Source organism: Camelimonas abortus, assembly GCF_042432745.1.
GTDB classification, from domain to species: domain Bacteria; phylum Pseudomonadota; class Alphaproteobacteria; order Rhizobiales; family Beijerinckiaceae; genus Camelimonas; species Camelimonas abortus.
The window spans coordinates 145534-164952 of the sequence record NZ_JBHLWR010000004.1; the positions used below are offsets into that span (position 1 = coordinate 145534).

The 19419-nt window shown below is 71.0% G+C and carries 15 protein-coding genes; 1 reads left to right on the top strand and 14 read right to left on the bottom strand.

Features of this window, described 5'->3' with window-relative positions; all coding sequences use genetic code 11:
* Positions 1-512 precede the first annotated feature (512 nt).
* The 12 genes from ACFFJB_RS00915 to ACFFJB_RS00970 form a co-directional block, all read right to left on the bottom strand.
* On the bottom strand, positions 513-1331 hold the full coding sequence (locus ACFFJB_RS00915) for an ATP-binding cassette domain-containing protein (RefSeq protein WP_376828769.1): 819 nt from the start codon (positions 1329-1331) through the stop codon (positions 513-515).
* Positions 1331-2344, bottom strand: coding sequence for an ABC transporter ATP-binding protein (locus ACFFJB_RS00920; RefSeq protein ID WP_376828771.1), 1014 nt, complete (start codon positions 2342-2344; stop codon positions 1331-1333). The genes ACFFJB_RS00915 and ACFFJB_RS00920 overlap by 1 nt, the downstream gene beginning before the upstream one ends.
* Positions 2341-3177 carry an ABC transporter permease gene (locus ACFFJB_RS00925; protein ID WP_376828772.1) on the bottom strand — a complete coding sequence of 279 codons (837 nt, stop codon included), beginning with the start codon at positions 3175-3177 and terminating at the stop codon, positions 2341-2343. Before ACFFJB_RS00925 ends, ACFFJB_RS00920 begins: the two co-directional genes overlap by 4 nt.
* 3 nt (positions 3178-3180) lie before the next feature.
* Complete coding sequence (locus tag ACFFJB_RS00930; protein ID WP_376828774.1) at positions 3181-4203, bottom strand: ABC transporter permease; 1023 nt, start codon at positions 4201-4203, stop codon at positions 3181-3183.
* 159 nt (positions 4204-4362) lie between these two features.
* Positions 4363-5976: an ABC transporter substrate-binding protein gene (locus ACFFJB_RS00935; protein WP_376828776.1), complete on the bottom strand. Its 1614-nt coding sequence runs from the start codon at positions 5974-5976 to the stop codon at positions 4363-4365.
* A 114-nt stretch (positions 5977-6090) separates the two neighbouring features.
* The gene (locus ACFFJB_RS00940) at positions 6091-7665 is read right to left on the bottom strand and encodes a hydantoinase B/oxoprolinase family protein (protein ID WP_376828778.1); all 1575 of its coding nucleotides are present in this window, start codon (positions 7663-7665) and stop codon (positions 6091-6093) included.
* A complete protein-coding gene (locus ACFFJB_RS00945) occupies positions 7665-9680 on the bottom strand; it encodes a hydantoinase/oxoprolinase family protein (protein ID WP_376828780.1) in 2016 nt (671 codons plus the stop codon). The genes ACFFJB_RS00940 and ACFFJB_RS00945 overlap by 1 nt, the downstream gene beginning before the upstream one ends.
* 338 nt (positions 9681-10018) lie before the next feature.
* Positions 10019-10795, bottom strand: coding sequence for an IclR family transcriptional regulator (locus tag ACFFJB_RS00950; protein ID WP_376828782.1), 777 nt, complete (start codon positions 10793-10795; stop codon positions 10019-10021).
* 163 nt (positions 10796-10958) lie between these two features.
* Positions 10959-11375: a nuclear transport factor 2 family protein gene (locus ACFFJB_RS00955; protein WP_376828783.1), complete on the bottom strand. Its 417-nt coding sequence runs from the start codon at positions 11373-11375 to the stop codon at positions 10959-10961.
* A gap of 202 nt (positions 11376-11577) precedes the next feature.
* Positions 11578-12879 (bottom strand): aminotransferase class III-fold pyridoxal phosphate-dependent enzyme, encoded by a 1302-nt coding sequence (locus ACFFJB_RS00960; protein ID WP_376828785.1) that lies wholly within the window; start codon positions 12877-12879, stop codon positions 11578-11580.
* 30 nt (positions 12880-12909) lie between these two features.
* The gene (locus ACFFJB_RS00965; protein ID WP_376828787.1) at positions 12910-14280 is read right to left on the bottom strand and encodes an enoyl-CoA hydratase-related protein; all 1371 of its coding nucleotides are present in this window, start codon (positions 14278-14280) and stop codon (positions 12910-12912) included.
* A gap of 11 nt (positions 14281-14291) precedes the next feature.
* Positions 14292-15506: an acetyl-CoA C-acetyltransferase gene (locus ACFFJB_RS00970; RefSeq protein ID WP_376828789.1), complete on the bottom strand. Its 1215-nt coding sequence runs from the start codon at positions 15504-15506 to the stop codon at positions 14292-14294.
* 247 nt (positions 15507-15753) lie between these two features.
* On the opposite strand from ACFFJB_RS00970, the gene ACFFJB_RS00975 reads away from it, so the two are divergent.
* A complete protein-coding gene (locus ACFFJB_RS00975; RefSeq protein WP_376828791.1) occupies positions 15754-17412 on the top strand; it encodes an AMP-binding protein in 1659 nt (552 codons plus the stop codon).
* Positions 17413-17552: 140 nt separating this feature from the next.
* On the opposite strand, the gene ACFFJB_RS00980 is transcribed toward ACFFJB_RS00975, so the two are convergent.
* Complete coding sequence (locus ACFFJB_RS00980) at positions 17553-17915, bottom strand: zinc ribbon domain-containing protein (RefSeq protein WP_376828793.1); 363 nt, start codon at positions 17913-17915, stop codon at positions 17553-17555.
* 257 nt (positions 17916-18172) lie between these two features.
* Positions 18173-19405, bottom strand: a complete 1233-nt coding sequence (fmdA, locus tag ACFFJB_RS00985; RefSeq protein ID WP_376828795.1) for a formamidase — start codon at positions 19403-19405, stop codon at positions 18173-18175.
* Positions 19406-19419 lie beyond the last annotated feature (14 nt).

The window sequence follows — 19419 nt, forward strand, 5'->3', positions numbered from 1 at the left end:
AGCACAACTGGGTCAGCTTAAATTTTCCCGCGCGATTCAGGACTGGCGACGCCGCCTGTTTCGCTGTCGCACAGGTCGCTGATACAGGACAGGACGATTCTTCTGGCTGTTTCACCTGCGTTTCGACAGAAAACAGGAACATGGCGCCGGACATTTCTGAAATTGCGCGCAGAACGCGCCGGCAGACGTGAGAACGCGCGCCCGAATATGGCGGAGGTGGCGGGCGATGCAAAAATGACGTTACGTAAGTCAATAACGGCCATGCGGACGGGACATGGGGGGTATGCGTCAGGATTCCGCTACGTTCTCCAGATTAAATCCCCGTTTCTGGATCACAGGGCGTTGCTATCTGTTATGACATCTGCGGAATCCGTAGCGTCTGGCGTCAATTTGTGGACCGTCATACCCACATACCCAGGCGGCGTCTCTCCGGGCGCAGGCGTCGCCGGGCAGACGCCGGGCCAGGGCGAAACGCGGCGGCGCCGCGCGCCGTCATGACCCGGCGCGCGGCCTCAGCCGCCGTGAGCGCCGGCCGGGGCGGACCCGGCGCGGCGGCCGCGCGGAATCGCGCCGATCAGCCGGCGGGTGTAGTCGTGCTGCGGCCGCGCGAAAATGTCGGCGGTGTGGCCTTCCTCCACCACCTTGCCGTGCAGCATCACCAGGATGCGGTCGCTGAGCAGCCGGATCAGGTTCAGGTCGTGCGTCACGAAAATGTAGGTGAGGTTCAGCGCCGCCCGCAGCTGCACCAGCGTCTGCACCACATGCGCCTGCAGCGAGGCGTCCAGCGCCGAGGTCGGCTCGTCCAGGATCAGCAGCTGCGGCTCCAGCACGATGGCGCGGGCGATGTCGACGCGGGCGCGCTGGCCGCCGGAAAGCTCATGCGGATAGCGGTCCAGCAGCTGCGGCGGCAGGCCGGCGCGGCTGGCCGCCAGCTCCACCAGCTCGCTGGCGCGCCGGCGCTCGTCCGGCGTTCCCAGCCGCCGCACCGGATCGGCGATGGAGGCGCGGGCGGTGAAGCGCGGGTTCAGACTGGCCAGCGGATCCTGAAACACCATCTGGATCATCCGCCGCTCCGGCGCCCTGCTGAAGCGCCCGCCGGCCAGACCGTTCAGGTTGCGGTTGCGGAAAATCACGTCGCCGTCGGTCTGCGGCAGCAGCCGCGCGATCATCCGCGACAGGGTGGACTTGCCGCTGCCGGACTCGCCGACCACGCCCAGGATTTCGCCCGGATAGACGTCGAAGGTGACGCCGTCGACCGCCCTGAGCACCGCGCCGCCGCCGAGATCGAAATGGCGCGACAGGGCGCAGACTTCCAGGATCTTCTCCGCCATTACGCCTCTCCCCTGGCTTGTGTGGCGAGGGTCTCGCCCGCCGCCAGCGCGTGGTGGCAGCGCACGACGTGGCCGGGGCCGACCACGCGGTCGGGCAGGGCCGAACGGACGCAGACGTCGCTCACGCGCGGACAGCGCCCGGCGAAGCGGCAGCGCGGCAGGTCGGCGCGCCGCAGGTTGGGCAGCGCGCCGCCCATGGGCCGCAGCTCCGTCACGCTCTCCTTGCCGTAGGGCAGGGAGTCCAGCAGCATGCGCGTGTAGGGATGGCGCGGCGCCTCCAGCACTCCGGCCACGGGGCCGGTCTCGAGAATCTGGCCGGCGTGCATGACGATGGCGCGGTCACACCATTCGCTGGCCAGCGCCAGGTCGTGGGTGATGAAAACGGTGGCCACGCCGCGCTCGCGGCAGAGCTTCATCAGCAGCTCCATCACCAGCTGCTGGGTGGTGACGTCGAGGGCGCTGGTCGGCTCGTCGGCGATGATCAGCTCCGGATTGCAGGCGAAGGCGGCGGCGATCATGATGCGCTGGCACATGCCGCCGGAGAGCTCCGAGGGATAGGCGCGCATGCGCTTCTCCGGCGCCGCGATGCCGATGGCGCCGAGCAGCTCCACGATGCGCCCGTGCGCCTCGCGCCGCGACAGGCCGGGCGTGTGGGTGCGCAGAAGGTCCACGAGAATGTCGCCGATGCTGCGGATCGGGTTCAGGCTGTTCTTGGCGTTCTGGAAGATCATGGCGATGCGCCGGCCGCGCGCCGCGCGCATCTCCCGCTCGCCCAGCCGCAGCAGGTCCTGGCCGCCGAACATGATGCGTCCGGAGCGGATCACCGCCCGCTTCGCCAGAAGCCGCATGACGGCGAGGCCGGTGACCGACTTGCCCGAGCCGCTTTCGCCCACCAGGGCCACGCATTCGCCCGGCGCGATGGCGAAGCTGACGTCGTCGAGGGCGTGGAGCGGGCCGGCGCTGGAGTCGAAGTCGAGGGTCAGGCCTTCCACCGAGAGCAGGGGGGTGGTCATGCGTTGCGCCTCCTCGGGTCAACCAGGTCACGCACGCCGTCGCCGAGCAGGCTGAAGGCGAACACCGAGATCACAAGGGCGAGGCCGGGGAAGGTCACCACCCACCACTCGCCGGACATCATCAGGCCGGCGCCCTCCTGGATCATGATGCCCCACTCCGGCGTGGGCGGCGCCACGCCAAGGCCGATGAAGGCGAGGCCGGCGGTGTTGAGAATGGCCCAGCCCAGGTTGAGCGACATCTGCACGATCACCGGCGGCAGCGAGTTGGGAATGAGGAAGCGGAACACCACTCCCGCCGGCCCGTTGCCGGTGATGGTCGCCGCCTCCACATAGCCGATCGACCGGCGGGCCATGATCTCGGCGCGGATCAGGCGGAAATAGAAGGGAAAGTTGATGATGGCGGTGGCGAGCACGATGCTCTTCACCGAATTGCCCAGCACCGCCACCAGCGCCATGGCCGCCACGAACAGCGGAAAGGCCATCAGCACGTCGATGAAACGGCAGCAGACGTTGTCGATCCACCCGCCGGCGTAACCGCTGGCGGCACCGGCGGCGACGCCCGCCGCCGCCGACAGCGCCACCGCCGACAGCGCGATGGCGATGTCGAGGCGCGTGGCCACGATCACCCGGCTGAAGATGTCGCGCCCGAGGCTGTCGGTGCCGAACCAGTGCTTCGCCGAGGGCGGCTCCAGCACGGCGAGCACGTCCGTGGCCAGCGGGTCATAGGGCGCGAGCCAGGGCGCGAACGCCGCCAGGAAGGCCAGCAGCAGCACCAGCACGAAGGCGATGAACGTCACGACGTTGCGGCGCAGGAGCCAGGTAAACGCCTGCATGGCTCACCCCCTGCCGTAGCGCGGGTCAATGGCGGCCGACGCCAGGTCGATGACCAGCGTCAGCAGCACGAACATCACCGCGACGATGAGAACGAAGGCCTGCACCGGCGCGTAATCGAGGCCGATGAGCGCGTTGATGGCGTAGGCGCCGATGCCGGGCCAGGCGAACAGCTTCTCGATCATGATGTTCGCGCCCAGCATGGTGGAGAGCACCATGCCCATGGTGGCCAGCACCGGCAGCATGGCGTTGGGCAGCGCGTAGACCAGCAGCATGCGCGCCCGCGACATGCCGAAGGCGCGCGCAGCCATCATCCAGTCGCTGTCCAGGGCGTCGATCATGCCGCTGCGCATCATGCGCATCAGCGGGGCGACGGCGAAAATGGCCATGGAGGCGGCCGGCAGCATCATCTGCCGCAGCGCGATCCAGAACAGCTCGCAGTCCCCGGCCAGCAGGCTGTCGATGGTCATGAAACCGGTGACCCGCGGCGGCGGAACCGCCCAGCCGGGCAGCCGGCCGATGGGCTCCGGCGCGACGCCGGCCAGGAAGTAGAGCCAGTAAATCAGCAGCAGCCCGAAGAAGAAGCCCGGCATGGCCGCGGCCACCGACGAAATCACCCGGCAGGCCTGGTCGATGAACCCGCCCCGGTAGACGGCGGCCAGCACGCCCAACGGCAGCGACACGCCCACGCCGAGAATGAAGGCGAAGACGGCCAGCTCCACCGTCGCCGGCACCCGCTCGGCGAAGTCCGTCAGCACCGGCTGGCCGGTGAGCATCGAGACGCCGAAATTGCCGGCCGCGATCTGGCGCAGGTAGCGCCAGAACTGCTCCGGCAGGCTGCGGTCCAGTCCGAGCTGTTCGCGGACGGCGGCGATTTCCTCCGGGCCCGCGCCGGGGCCGCTGGCGTAATAGGCGGCCGGGTCCCCGGGCAGGGCGCGGACGAGGAAAAAGGTCGTCACGATCACGCCGAACAGGATCAGCGCGGTCGCGGTGAGGCGGGAAAGAATGGTGCGCCCCTTGAGCCGCATTGGATCATCCACTCGCTTGGATCGGATCCCGGGCCGGCCTGCGGGGCCGGAGCCCGGGCCAGACCCGAGGCCTGACCTGGGTCGGACGGAGCCGTGGCGCGCCTGCGGCGCGTCACGGCGGTGGCGGGGGCCGGCGCGCGCCGCCCCGGCCCGGCCGCGTTACTCCTTGCGCAGGTGGCGCATTTCCGTCGCGTTATGGAACATGTAGGTGTAGCCGGTGAGCTTTGGCCCCAGCACGCTGTCCTGGAACGGCGACCACAGCGGGATCATCGGCGCCTCGGCCTTGGCGATCTCGATCATCCGCTTCACCCTGGCCTCATAGGCCGCCCGGTCGGTCTCGAAGCGGGTCTCGGCGGCGAGCCGCTCCATTTCCGGATTCATGAAGTTGCCGTAGTTCCAGCGCGACGGACCCTGGTAGAAGGTGCGGAAGTAGTAGTCCGGATCGCCCAGCCAGGCGTTGCCGAGGCCGATGAACATGGCCAGCTTCTTGTTGGCCTGCAGCGAGCCCATCTGGCCGGCCGGCACCTTGTCGATGCGCACGCGCACGCCGATCTTGCCCAGCGACTCCTGCATCAGGATGGCGATGGGCTCGGACAGGGTGGCGTCGCCGCTGTCCACCGAGAACACCGTCTCGAAGCCGTCAGGATAGCCGGCCTCCGCCAGCAGGGCCTTCGCCTTCCCGAGGTCAGTGTCGTAGGGGAAGGGCGTCGGCCACTCGATGGAGTCGGTTTCGGCCTTGCCGCCGAACAGCGGCCGGCCGCGCTTGTAGAGCACCGCCTCGAACAGCGCCCTGTAAGGCGTGGCCCAGGCGATGGCCTGGCGCACCTTCGGATTGTCGAAGGGAGCGACCTGGCTGTTCATGGCGATGAAGGTGACGCCGTTGGGGTTCGGCACGCCGAGCACGCGGGTCTTGCCGCCGGCGAGGAGGCTCTCGATGTCGCGCCCTGAGAGCGAGCGCACGATGTCGGCCTCGCCGCGCTGCGCCGAGGCGCGGCGGCTGGAGGCCACCGGCACGACCTGCAGCATAACTGGCGACTCGCTGACGATCTCGCCGTTCTTCCAGTCCATGTTGCGCTCCAGCACGTACTGCTGGCCGGACTGGTAGCGGGCGAGGCGGAAGGGGCCGCCGCCGGCGGTGTTGGTCTTCAGCCATTCCTGGGCCCAGGGGTCGCTGTCGGTGGCGTGCTGCTTCGCCAGCTTCGAGTTGATGATCGCCGGGAACACGATGGCGAGGTTGGGCAGGGTGAAGCGGTCCAGCCGGGGCGTGTCGACGCGGATGGTCATGTCGTCGATCACCACGAACTGGTCGGGGCTGCGCAGCGAGCCGGAGGCGAGCTGGGCGCGGGCGGTGGGCACGTTTACGGCGCGGTCCAGCGACCACTTCACGTCATGGGCGGTCACCGGCGAGCCGTCGTGGAAGGTCGCGCCCTTGCGCATGTAGAAGGTGATGGACCGGCCGTCCGGCGACACTTCATAGCGCTCGGCCGCCTGGCCGGTGATGTTGTGGTAGTCATAGATGAAGGCGCCGGGCTCGCCCGGAATGGGCTTGCGGCCGAAGGTCACCAGCCGGTCATAGACGTTCCAGGTGATGTTGACCGCGGCGGTGTTGTAGCCGGTTCCGGCCGGGTCAAAGGTGTTCGGGGTGTCCTCGGACAGAATGCGGATCACGCTGGCGCGCCCCTTCTGGGCGCGCGCGTCGCCGGTCAGGAAAGGCGCGGCCGCAAGGCCGGCGCCGATGGCGAGTCCGCCGCAAAGAAAGTCACGCCTCTTCATCGTCCGCTCCTGGTTCCGGGGGCTGGGGCCGGCTGCGGCCGGCGCTGGCCGGAGGTCTGTTCGTTTCCCTCGGGTTGGCGATCCTGCGGACGGCGTCCGCCCGCAGGCGGTGGATCAGGGCGCGCCGTAGCCGCCGCCGCCGCAGGTCTCCGCCAGCACCACGTCGCCGGCGTTGATGCGGATGTTCTGCTTGCCGCCGAGCACGGCGGTCGTTCCGTCGGCGCGGATGTGGGTGACGCGGAACGGCGCGCCCGGCTCGCCGCCGGCGAGGCCATAGGGCGGCACCACGGCGCGCTCGAACATGGTGGTGAGCGACACGTCGTCGACGCGCATGCGATAGGCGCGGCGCACGCCGTCGCCCCCGCGGTGGGCCCCGGCGCCGCCAGAGCCGCGCCGGATCTGCTGGAACTCCACCGTGATGGGGTACTCCATCTCGATGACCTCCGCCGGCGTGTTCATGACGTTGGCCAGATGCACGCGGGTGGCGGCCATGCCGTCGCGATCGATGCGCGCGCCTTCGCCGCCAGAGTGCACCTCATAGAAGGTGCTCCATGCGCCGTCCTCGCGCCGGGCGGCGAAGATCAGCAGGCCGGCGGTGGTGGGGCCGCCGGCGCTCATCCTGTCCAGCGCCACCGGAATGAGCGCCTGGAACACCGCGTCGGCGACCCGCTGGCAGGTTTCATGGTTGCCGCCGACCACCGGGGCGGTTCCGCCGGCGTCGAGGATGGAGCCCGGCCGGGTGATGACCTTCAGCGGCCGGTAGCAGCCGGCGCTGGGCTGGATGTCCTGGCCGTAGAGGGCGCGCATCACGTAGAACACGGCGGCGCCGGCGATGAACGGCGTGGTGTTGAGCGGGCCGGGCACGGCGTCGGCGCTTTCGGTGAAGTCGAACGTCGCCTCGTCGCCGCTGATGGTCACCCTGACGCGGACCGGCGCGGGCGGGCCGCCGGCGCAGTCGTCGTCCATATGGTCCACGCCTTCGTAGACGCCGTCGGGAATGGCGCGGATGGCCTCGCGCATCTGCCGCTCGGCGCGGTCATGGATGGCCTCGAAGGCGGCGAGCAGGAAGTCCACGCCATACTGGCGGTTCAGCTCCTCCAGGCGCCGGGCGGCGACGCGCGTGGCGGCGGCCTGGGCGAGAATGTCGCCGCGCCGTTCGTCCGGCCCGCGCACGTTGGCGAGAATGAAGCCCAGCTTCTCCTCGTCCGGCTCGTCATTGACGAACAGGCGCACCGGCGGAATGCGCAGGCCCTCCTGCCAGGCGTCGCGGGCGTCGGCGAAATAGCTGCCCGGCATGGCGCCGCCCACATCCGCCCAGTGGGCGAGGGAGATGGAGAAGGCGTAGAGCACGTCGCCGGCGAACACCGGGCGGATCAGCTTCACGTCCGGCAGGTGGTTGCCGCCCACTTCCGGCGTGTTGACGATCCACACGTCGCCGGGGCGCAGCTTCTCCGCCGGCGTCACCTTCAGGAACTCGCGCACCGTGAAGCTCAGCACGCCGAGGTGCACCGGCACGTCCTGGCCCTGGGCGACGAGGAAGCCGTTGCGGTCGGTGACGGCCGAGGAATGGTCGCCGGCCTCGCGCAGCAGCGGCGAACGCGCCGCGCGCATCACCACCATGGACATTTCTTCCGCGATCGCCGTCAGCGCATTGCGGATGACTTCAAGGGAGACGGGATCGATCTGCATCACGATACGCTCACGTTCAGGATGATGTCGCCGCGACGGTCGAGAACGGCATGGTCGCGGGGCGGCACGACGATGGTCGACCACTCGTCCTCGATGACGAGCGGGCCCTGCATGACCACGCCGACAGGAAGGCGGGCGCGGTCGAGCACCGGGGTCATGGCGCTTTCGCCGTTTTCGAAGGTGAGGAGACGCGCGCCGGCGCGGGCGCCGGAGAGGTCGGCGGCGAAGTCGCCGCCGTGCTCCGGCGCGGCCTGATCCGGCTCCGGGGCCGCGACCTCGGTGCGCACCGACACCAGCTCCCAGGGCTCGCCGGTGGCGTAGCCGTAGAGGGCGCGGTGGGCGGCGTCGAACTGGCGGCCCAGCTCCTGCGGATCATCGAGGGCGGGGGCGCTCACGGGCGTTTCATAGCTCTGGCCGCTGTAGCGCACGCCGGCCACATGGGCGACGCGCAGCGTCTGCGGGTCGGCCCCGGCCTCGACGAGGGCGGCGGTGAGGTCGGCGGTCTGGCGGGCGAGCATGGCGTCCAGCCGCGCCTGGTCCCAGGCCAGCGACTTCATGTTGACCGTCATCTGCCGCGAATAGCTCATGGGCGCGTCGACGCAGCCCAGCGCCGAAAAGCCGCTGGAGAAATGCGGGATGACCACCCGCCTCACGCCGCACAGCCGCGCCACCTCGGCGGCGTGCATGGGCCCGGCGCCGCCGAAGGCGATCATGTCGAAGGCGCGCACGTCGAGGCCGCGCTCCACCGTGGCCCGGCGGATGGCGCGGGCCATGTTGGCGCTGACGATGCGGGCCACGCCCACCGCCGCCTCCATGACGGTGAAGCCCATGCCGTCGGCGAGGGGCTTCAGCGCCGCTTCGGCCAGCTGCGGCGACAGGCGCACGGACTTGCCCAATGTCCGTGCAGGATTGAGGTAGCCGAGCAGGATGGCGGCGTCCGAGACCGTGGGGGCGGTTCCGCCCTTGTCGTAGCAGGCCGGGCCGGGGCTGGCGCCGGCGCTCTGCGGGCCGACCACCAGGGAGCCGCTGACGAGGCGGGCGATGGAGCCGCCGCCGGCGCCGATGGAGTCCACCGCCACCATGGGCAGGCGGATGCGCTGGCCCCCGAGGTCCCTGTTGGAGCTGATCTCCGCCTTGCCGTTGATGATCAGGCAAATGTCCGTCGTCGTGCCGCCCATGTCGAAGGTGACAGCATATTCCATGCCAAGTTCGCGGGCGGTCCGGCAGCTCGCCGTTACGCCAGCGGCCGGTCCGGACATGGCCAGCATCAGCGGCCGCTCGGAAATGACCGACGGCGCGGCCATGCCGCTGGCGGAATGCATCAAGTGAAGCCGGGTGGCGGCCGGCTTCGTTGCGTCAATCCGCGCCAGGTGCGCCTTGATCTTCGCCATCATCATGGCGTTGAGCACCGTGGTGCTCATGCGCTCGAACTCGCGGAACTCCGGGCTCAGCTCGTGCGACAGGCTCACGTTCGGGAAAACCGCGCGCAGGCGGGCCCCCAGACGCGCCTCATGCTCCGGATTGGTGAAGGAATGCAGCAGGCACACCGCCACCGTGTCGAGGCCGGCCGCCTGGATTTCGGCGATCACCCGGTCGATTTCCCCGTCGGTCAGCGGCGTGACCACGCAGCCGTCGTGGCGCAGGCGTTCGTTCACCTCGAAGCGGTGTTCGGGCGGCACCAGCGGGGCCGGGCGCGGCGGCAGGTCCAGCCGGTACAGGTGGCGGCGCGCGCCGCGGCCGATCTCGATGGTGTCGCTGAAGCCGCGGGTGGCGATGAGGGCGCAGGGCCGGAACCGCTGCTCCACGATGTCATTGGTGACGATCGTGGTGCCGTGGACGATCTCGGCGACGTCGTCCCAGGCGAGCCCGACGGCGGCGATGCCGTCCACGATGGCGCGGACCGGTTCCTGCGGATTGCTCGGCGCCTTGGCCGAGCGGCGGGTTCCGTCGGGCGCCACGGCGATCACGTCGGTGAACGTCCCGCCGATATCAATCCCCAAACGCCAGCCTGCCACGGTGATCTCCGTTTTCTGTAAAACGAAAAAAGTTTTCTTAAATTCGAATATTTCGGCTGGCGCAGTCCCTGTCAACGCACGGAAGGGGGCAATGGCGGCCAGGCGACAGGCAGGCTGGTCAAATTTTTGGCAGACGCCGGCCGCAGCCGGCGGGCCGGATCCCCCGCAGGCGGCGGACCACTGCGGAATGGCCGGCCTTTTCCTGCGGCGGGTGCCGGCGCGGGCCTGGCGAAGGTCCAGGCGCCGCGCCGCCAGCAGGACGGCGCCGACGTCACGGCCGGCCGCGCCGGTTGGCGGACGGGGATGATGGAGAAGGGAAACGGGGAGCGTCGCCGCGCTCAGCCGCGGGCGGGGCTGGGGCGGCGGTCGCGCAGGCTGCGCGCCAGACGGTCGCCCGCCGCCAGCAGCACTGTTTCAACCGTTTCGGCGGGGATCTGGGAGAAGCGGTCGGCGAGTCCGAACACGGTCAGCGCGTAGCACAGTCCGGTGCGCGGGTCCTGCACCGCGGTGGCGTAGCTGAGGATGCCGGGATCGAATTCATTGTCGCAGATGGCGATCTTCCGCGCCCGGGCGCTGGCGATGTCCCTGCGGATGTCGTCCTCGGCGATGCGGGTGTTGGGCGTATAGGCCTGGCGCGGCAGCTGCAGGTAGCGGCTGACGAACTCGTCGCTCTGCATGGAGAGCAGGATCTTGCCGGAGGCCGCGGCGTGCAGCGGCATGCCGTTGCCGGGCTGGACGTAGGACTGGCCGCGCCCTTCCGGCGTGCGTGTGGCCAGGATCTCGACCTGCGCGTTGACGAGACGGGCGAGGAAGGCGGTTTCGCCGAAGGCGTCCACCAGCTCCTTCAGCACCGGGGCGGCCGTGGTGGCCACGTCGGCGTCGCCGGTCATCAGCGCCGCGATTCGCCACATGCGCTCGCCAAGGGTGAAGACGCGGGCGTTCAGCTTCTGCACCGCGCCCACCCCCACCAGCGTGCCGAGCTGGCGGTGGACGGTGGCGGCAACAAGGCCGGTCGCGGCGGCGATTTCGGAGAGGCTGAGGCCATCCGGAGCGCCGGCCAGCAGCTCGAGAATCCGGAAGGACCGGCCGAGCGGGGAGTCATCGGTCTCGCTCATGCAGCGTCTCCGGGAGTTCGCGCCCGTTCGCCCGGCCGGCGGCCGGCGGCTGTCGTGCGACATAACAGATTCGGGACTCCGGCGGCCAGGCGGTCCGCGCGGGCCGGCCTGTGAAAGGGGAACGGGCGGGACGGCGCGCCCCGCCGCGGCGCCGTCCCCGGCTTCAGGCCGGATCGAAGGCGTGCCAGATCTTGGAGGCGATGCGCCAGCGCCCGCCCGTGAACACGAAGCCCAGCTCGTTGATGAAGTGACGCGGCAGGTAGCAGTCGCGCACCGTGGCGCTGGCCGTGGTGGGACTGGAGACGCGCACGCTGATGATGGCGTCGGCGCGGGCGTCGCCGCGCGAGGCGGAGGAAGGCCGCCCGGCCACGCGCGCCATGTAGGGCTCGTAGTCGAAGGTCTGCGCCTCGCCGTCGACAACGGTGAACAGCCGGCAGGAGGGGTGGAACACCTCGCGGAAGGCGGCGACGTCGCCGTGATAGAGGGCGTCGAAATACTGCTGGATGACGGCGCGCACGGCGCTTTCCGCGGCTTCGGCCGCGACGTCGCCGCTGGCGTCGGCGCCCGTGACGTTGCTCATGGCGTTGCTCCTGTCGTGACTCCCGGGTGGCTTCCGGATCCGGGGGGCGGGGCGCCGGGCCGCCCTGGCGCGGCGCCGTTTCGCGTGGGGGAAGGGGCGGAGCGCCCCCCTGCGCGCCGTGGGGGGAGGATTCACGCAGGGAGGCGCTCCGGGGGGCCGCCGCGTCGCGCGGGAGGGGGGAGCGGCGCGGCGAAACGGGGGATCAGGCCGGCTGCAGCCCTTCGGCGTCGGCGACGGCCAGGGCGTCATCCAGCACGTCGAGCAGCAGCTTCAGCTCGTCCTCGCTCATCAGCAGCGAGGGGGCGAGGAACAGCGAGGTTTCCTCGCCGCTGGTGCCGATCACCACATTGTTGGCGAGGGCGCGGGCCGCCACCCGGCTGGCCACCGGCGCGGCGTCGCCGTCGGCCTTCCAGTCCTTCCAGTGCGGGCCGTGCAGCTCCACTGTCCAGTGGAAGCCGCGCCCGTCCACGCGCGCCACCGATGGGTGCTTCCGCGCGATCTCCACGAGTCGCTGGCCGATGACCCTGCCGAGGCGGTCGACGCGCTCCAGCACCCGGTCCCGGACGATGACGCGCAGGTAGGCGCTGACGCAGGCCATGGCCACCGGATGGCCGCGGAAGGTGCTGTAGGCCTGCCAGCTGCTGTCGTTGAGGCGCTCCACCAGCTCCTTCGAGAGAATGACGGCGCCGATGGGCGCGCCGCCGCCCGCCAGCGACTTGCCCATGGTGACCATGTCAGGCCTGCTTTGTCCGCCCTGGAAGGCGAACCAGCGGCCGCTGCGGCCGGCGCCGGTGATGACCTCGTCGGCGATCCACAGCGCCCCGGCGGCGCGGGCGGCGGCGGCCACCTGGTCCTGGTAGGCGCCGTCGTGATACATGCCGCCCTGGCTGTAATCGATGATGACCGAGGAGACGCCGGCGAGCTTGCGGGTCATGGCCTCCAGGTCGTCCGGCGGCATGGAGGCGACGCGCTCGCCGTAGAGCGAGCCGGGCGGACCGGAAAGGATGCGCACCTCGGCGCCGCGCGGCGCCATGGCCACGCCCCCGGCGCGGTGCGACAGGCCGCCGTGCCAGTGCGGCTGCACGGTGACGTCGCGCGACAGGCCGGTGAGGCCGTGATAGGCCCGCTCGCGGGTGGCGACGGGCGTGCGGCCGGTGAGCGCCTGGCCGAGCGACAGGGCCAGGTCGTTCACCTCGCTGCCGCTGAGGGCGAAGCGCACCGCGCCCACCCAGTCGTGCTCGCCGGCGAAGGCGATGTTGATGAGATCCTCCGCCGCCTGCTCGCGCCGTGCGTAATGCCAGCCTTCGCTGACGGCGGGCTCCCCGGCGGCCCTGCGCACCGCCTCCACGATGTCCGGATGGCCGTGGCCGAGGGCGCCGGCGGAGTTGCTGCCGTCCAGCACCCGGCGGCCGTCGGCCAGCTCGAACCACGATCCCTTGCCGCCGGTCACGCTGACGGCGCTGTCCTTGCCGGCGTTGAGGCCGGTGCTGAGTAGACGCTTCATGTTGGCTCCCCGTCAGTTGCGCCGCCGCGCTCACGCCGCGGCGATTGCGGCCAGGGTTTCGGCGGTCGCCGCGCCGTCGCCCACGCCAAGGTCCCGGAAACTGCGCGCGACCGCCTCCGCGCCGCGCCATTGCAGCAGGCGCAGCGGCCCGCCGGTCCACGCCGGAAAGCCGCCCTCCGTCACCGCCGCCAGGGCGAGGGCGGCGCGGGCGCCGCCGGCGGCGCCCGGCAGCCACGGCAGCGCGGCGGCCAGCTGCGCCAGCAGCAGGCGTTCGCCGGTCGTGGCGAGGTCCGGCGCGTCCGGCGCCGAGGGCGTCACGTCCGCTTCCGGCGCGGCGAGGCCGACGGCCTCCGGATCGTAACCGGCGTGACGGGCGCCGTTGCGGATGCGGGCGGCGGAAGCGCCTTCCGCCGCAAGGCGCGCCGCCTCCGCCTGCAGCGCCGCGCGCAGGGCGGGCGCGAAGCCTGCCGGCGCCGTCGCCGGTTCGCGGCGCAGGGCCCGCCGGTCGTGCATGCGCAGGCCGGTGAGGGCGGCCGCCTCCTGGCTGGTCGCCTGCCTGGCGAAGGCCGCGCTCTCCAGCTTCTCGCCGTCGGCGAAGCTGCTGGCGGAGATGGCGGCGATGCAGCCCAGCGCCGTGACGCGCGCCTGCAGGCGCCCCGCGCCGTCCTGCACCGCCGAGACGGTGAGCGGCTGCCAGGCGACGTAACGCGACGGCTGGCTGAACCAGGATCCGCCGGGAATGGCGTGACCCTTGCGGTCCCAGGGCTGCGCCGGTTCCGGATTGGCGGCGATCCACGCGCAGGCCGCCTGCAGCAGCGCCTCCGGCGTGGCGGCGAGCCCGGTGAGCAGGCCCAGCCGTTGCGCCTCCCGCGGCGCGATGAGCTCCCCGCCGGCCAGCAGCGGGATGGCCGCGGCGACGCCCAGCATGTGCACCGCGCGCACCATGCCGCCGGCGCCGGGAATGAGGCCCAGCGTGACCTCCGGAAAGCCGAGGCGGATCGCCGGATCGTCGAGGCAGAAGCGGGCGTGGCAGGCCAGCGCCAGCTCCAGCCCGCCGCCCGCGGCCGTGCCGGCGATGCAGGCCACGGAGGGAACCGGCAGGCGCTCGATGCGGCGGAACAGCGCCTTGATGGCGGCCGAGTCCGCGGCGCTGTGGCGCGCCCCGGCCGCGGCCAGCGCCGCGATCTCGTCCACGTCGCCGCCGACGCAGAAACTGTTTTTGGCCGCGAGGAACACCAGGCCCTTCGGCAGCTCCGCCCCCGGCGCCTCAAGGGCGGCGAGCAGGGCGTCCAGCTCCTGCTTGAACTGCGCCGTGGTGCGGTTGACGGCGGCGAAGGGGTCGTTGAGGGTGATGGCCAGGCAGCCGTCCGGCAGCCGGCGGGTGGAGAGATACTGCGTCATCGGCCCGCGCCTCACAGCCGTTCGATGATGGTGGCGACGCCCATGCCGGCGCCGATGCACATGGCGGCGAGGCCGTAGCGGCCGCCGGTGCGTTCGAGTTCGTCGAGCAGGGTTCCGACCAGCATGGCGCCGGTGGCGCCCAGCGGGTGACCCATGGCGATGGCTCCGCCGTTGACGTTGATGCGCTCCATGGGAACGCCGGTGTCGGCGGCGAAGCGCAGCGGCACGGCGGCGAAGGCCTCGTTGATCTCGAAAAGGTCGATGTCGTCGAAGCCGAGCCCGGCCAGGGCGAGCGCCTTGCGCGCCGCCGGGGCGGGGCCGGTGAGCATGATGGTGGGCTCGGAGCCGCACACGGCGGCGGCGACGATGCGCGCGCGCGGCCGCAGCCCGAGCCGCGCCGCCATGGCCGGCGAGGCCACCAGCACCAGGGCGGCGCCGTCAATGATGGCGGAGGAATTGCCCGCCGTGTGGTCGTGGCGGATGCGCGCCACGTCCGGATAGCGCCCTTGGGCGACGAAGTCATAGCCCGCCGCGCCGATGCCGGCGAACGCCGGGGCGAGCCTCGCGAGGGTCGCCACGGTCGTGTCCGGCCGGATGTTCTCGTCCTCGGCCAGCAGCAGCGCGCCGTGGGCGTCGTGAACCGGGATCACCGAATTGCTGAACCGCCCCTCGCGCCAGGCCCGGGCCGCCAGCCGGTGCGAGCGCGCCGCCAGCGCGTCGAGATCGGCGCGCGTCCAGCCGCCGAGGGTGGCGATGAGATCGGCGCTGACGCCCTGGGGCACGTAATCGGAAGGGACGCTCACCGCGGGATCGAACTGCCAGGCGCCGCCGTCCGAGAACATGGGCGTGCGCGACATGGACTCAACGCCGCCCGCCACCACCAGCTGCTCCCAGCCGCAGCGGATCTTCTGCGCCGCGAGGTTCACCGCCTCCAGGCCCGAGGCGCAGAAACGGTTGGTCTGCTGGCCGGCGGCGTTCTCGCTCCAGCCGGCGAGCAGCGCCGCCACGCGGCCGACGGGCCCGCCCTGCTCCCCCACCGGCGAGACGCAGCCAAGCACGATGTCGTCCACCAGCGCCGTGTCGAGGCCGGCGCGGCGCTGCAGCGCCTGCATCAGCCCGGCGACCAGCGCCACGGGCGTGACCGTGGCGAGGGCGCCGCCGGGACGGCCGCGTCCGCGCGGCGTCCGGATTGCGTCACAGATGAGGGCGTCCTGGTTCGCTGTCACAGCGCTGATCCCTGGATGTGTCCGGCGCGGCGGCGGACTGGCGCCAGTCTTGCGTCCGGTCTTTGGCCTTGGTCGTGGGTCTGGTCTGGCGCGCCTGGTTGCGGCGCGGCTGCATCCAGAAAAATCACGTGCTTCCGTTTTTTGCAATCTTTTTTCGAAAAACGCTACACGCCGCCGCAGGGCATGGCTAACCTGCAGGTGTCGGTGCCAGGCGGCTCACGCCGGCGCTTCAACCCGGAACGCGCCCATGTTGTCTTTCAGCCCGGAACACACGCCGCCCTCCCGCCCCCTGCAGGAGAACCTGCGTTTCCACGCCTTGCGCGACCCTGAACGCACGGCGATCATTTATTACGGAAAGACAGTCACTTACGGTGAGCTGTGGCGTGACGCGGAGCGCCTCGCCGCGACGCTGGCCGGCCGGCTCGGCGTGCGCCCGGGCGATCGCGTGGCGCTGGACATGCAGAACTGCCCGCAGTTCATCGCCGCCTATTACGCCATCCTCGTCGCCGGGGGGGTGGTCGTGCCGCTCAACCCCATGTACCGCCCGGCGGAAGTGGCGCGCATGATGAAGGACGCCGGCGCGCGCGTCGCCATTCTCGCCAGCGAGCTGCTCGACCGATTCACCGGCTGGGAGGGAGCGGAGGAGCTGGCGCTGGTCGTCGCCCGTTACGCCGACGCGCTGCCGGACGCCCCGGTGGGGCCGCCGCCGGCGGTGGCGCTGGAACCGGCGCCGGTGGAGGCGGATGCGCGGGTTCTGCCGTGGGACGCGGCGCTGGCCGCTGGCGCCGGGCTGCCGGCGCCCGCGCCGCCGGCGGACTTCGACCCCGCCGCCGCCCTGTGCGTGATGCCCTACACCTCCGGCAGCACCGGAACGCCCAAGGGCTGCCCGCACACCCATGCGGCGGCCATGCACACGGCGGCGCTGCAGGTGGAGTGGTACCGCATGACGCAGGCCAGCGTGATCACGGCGGTGCAGCCGCTGTTCCATGTGGCCGGCATGCAGGGTTCGATGAACGCCGGCATCCTCGCCGGAGGCGCGCTGCTGGTGATGACGCGCTGGGACGCGGCGGCGGCCGCGCGGCTGTTCGCGGACTACGGGCCCACCTTCTTCAACGGCCCGCCGACCATGATCATCGACCTGCTCTCCCACGCCGATTTCACCGACGCGGCCTTCCGGCGGCTGGAGGTGATCACCGGCGGCGGCTCGGCCATGCCGGTGGCGGTGGCGGAGCGTCTGCGCCAGCGCTTCGGCCTCACCTATGTGGAGGGCTACGGCATGAGCGAGACCATGTCGCCCACCCATCTCAATCCGCTTGCGGCGCCGGTTCCCGGCAGCATCGGCGTGCCGGTGCAGGAGACGCTGGCGCTCATCGTCGATCCGGAGACGCTGGCGCCGCTGCCGGACGGGGAGACCGGCGAAATACTGGTGGCCGGGCCGCAGGTCATCGCCCGTTACTGGGGCGACCGCAGCGCCGGCAGTTTCGTGGAGATCGACGGCGTGCGCATGCTGCGCACCGGCGATCTCGGCTACCGGGACGCGCGCGGCTACTATTACGTCGTGGACCGCCTGAAGCGCATGATCAACGCCAGCGGCTTCAAGGTGTGGCCGGCGGAGGTGGAGGAGGTTCTCTTCGCCCATCCGGACGTGGAGCAGTGCTGCGTCGTGGCGGCGCCGGATCCCTATCGCGGCGAGACGGTGGCGGCGGCGGTGATCCTGCATCCGCATGCGCGCGGGCGCACGACGGCGGCGGATCTGGTCGCCTGGTGCCGCGAGCGGCTGGCGGCGTTCAAGGTTCCGCGGCGGGTGACGTTCGTGGAGACGCTGCCGCGCACGGCCTCGCACAAGATTGACTGGCGGCAGGTGCAGGAGCAGCTCGCGGCCGGAGGCGCCGCGGCGGCGGAGTGAGCCGTCGCGGCCTGCTGGCGCGGTAAGCCGGCGCCGCGACGGACCGGCCGGGATTTCTCGCCCGGCCGGCCGCCGTTTCAGGGACAGCGCTGCGACGCTTTATACATGTGCGCGATACGTGCGCGCGATGCGTGCGCGCGTCAGTGCGAGATCATCCAGGGTCGCGCCGTTGGGAAGCTCTTCGTGCCGTCCGGCCGGTAGAGCGTCTTGCGCGGCGCCTTCAGGCTCCTGCCCGAGCAGCAGGAGCAGTTGGCGCCGTGCCGTCCGCCGGCCTGGGGCGGACCGTCCTTCGACAGCCGGCGCGGGGCGTTGGCGCTGCGCTCGTTGGTCTCGCAGGCGAAACGCCGCCCGGCGCTCATGGACGACAGCATGGGCGTATGGATGAACGCCCGCGGGCTCTCGGCTCCGCATTCCGGACACGGACAGGGATCGGCGTAACGGGCCATGCTGGCGAAGGCGACGAACGGGCCGCACCCGGCGCATTCATAATCATAGGTCGGCATGGCGGGCTCCTTCCCGGCTGGTTCTGTGTGACGTGACGGCGTGTGGGCGCGTGGCGTGACTGCCGGCAGGCCGGATCACGGCCGGCGGTGAAACGGGTTCTGCCGCTCCCCCGGGCGCCGCGCGTTGCGGCGCCCGGGACAGGGCGTGTTTCCGGTCGCCTCCCTGGCTGTTGCGGGCCGGCAGGTCCGTCCGCCACGGCCAGGGGCTGACATTGGGGGCGCCGGTCGCGGCCCTGGCCGCGACCGGGAGGCGCGGCTTACAGGTCAGGCGCGACCGGCACGTCCACCGAGCCGTCCACCAGCCTGGTCGGGCCGTCCGGACCGGGCGTCAGGTCGCCCTCGAAAATGTCCGTGGGCAGCCACAGCGTGGCGCAGGCGTTGGGCACGTCGACCACGCCGGAGATGTGGCCCTGGACCGGCGCGGTGCCGAGAATGGCGTAAGCCTGGGCGCCCGAGTAGCCGAACTTCTTCAGGTATTCGATGGCGTTGAGGCAGGCCTGGCGGTAGGCCACGGTGACGTCGAGGTAATACTGCCTGCCGGCGTCATCCACCGAAATGCCCTCAAAGATCAGGAAGTCGTCGTACTTCGGCGTGATCGGCGAGGGGCGGAAGACCGGATTGCGGATGCCGTACCTGCTCATGCCCTCCTTGATGAGCGACACGCGGATGTGCAGCCAGCCGGCCATTTCAATGGCGCCGCAGAAGGTGATCTCGCCGTCGCCCTGGGAGAAGTGCAGGTCGCCCATGGAGAGGCCGGCGCCCGGCACATAGACCGGGAAGTAGATCTTCGAGCCGCGCGACAGGTCCTTGATGTCGCAGTTGCCGCCATGCTCGCGCGGCGGCACGGTGCGCGCCGCCTCGGCCGCGGCCTTGTCGCGCGCCTCGCCCTTCAGCGCGCCCATGTGGGCGGTGGGGCCGCCGTCCGGCAGGTTGACCAGCCCCGGCACGCGGTCCGGGTCGGTGTCATGGAGCGCCTTCTCGCGGGCGTTCCACGCCTCCAGCATCTTGCGGTCGGGCAGACAGCCGATCAGCCCGGGGTGGATGAGCCCGGCGTAGTGCACCCCCGGCACGTGGCGGGACTTCGTGAACAGGCCCTCGAAGTCCCAGATCGACTTCTGCGCCTCAGGGAAGTAGTCGGTGAGGAAGCCGCCGCCGTTCTTCTTCGAGAAGAAGCCGTTGAAGCCCCACATCATCTCTTCCTTGGCGCCGATGTCGAGAATCTCGACCACCAGCAGGTCGCCCGGCTCGGCGCCCTTCACGCCGATGGGGCCGGAGAGATAGTGAACCTGCGGCAGCTCCACGTCGCGCACGTCGGAGGCGTCGTCATTGTTCCTGATCTGGCCGCCGGTCCAGTCATAGCACTCGACCTTGAAGTCGGCGCCGGGCTCGACCCAGACGTTGATCGGAATGTCCGGGTGCCAGCGGTTGTGCACGTTCTCGTTGGTGTGCGGGCTGGCCGAGAGATCTACGGAGATGAGGGTGTCGACCATGGCGTCCTCTCAAG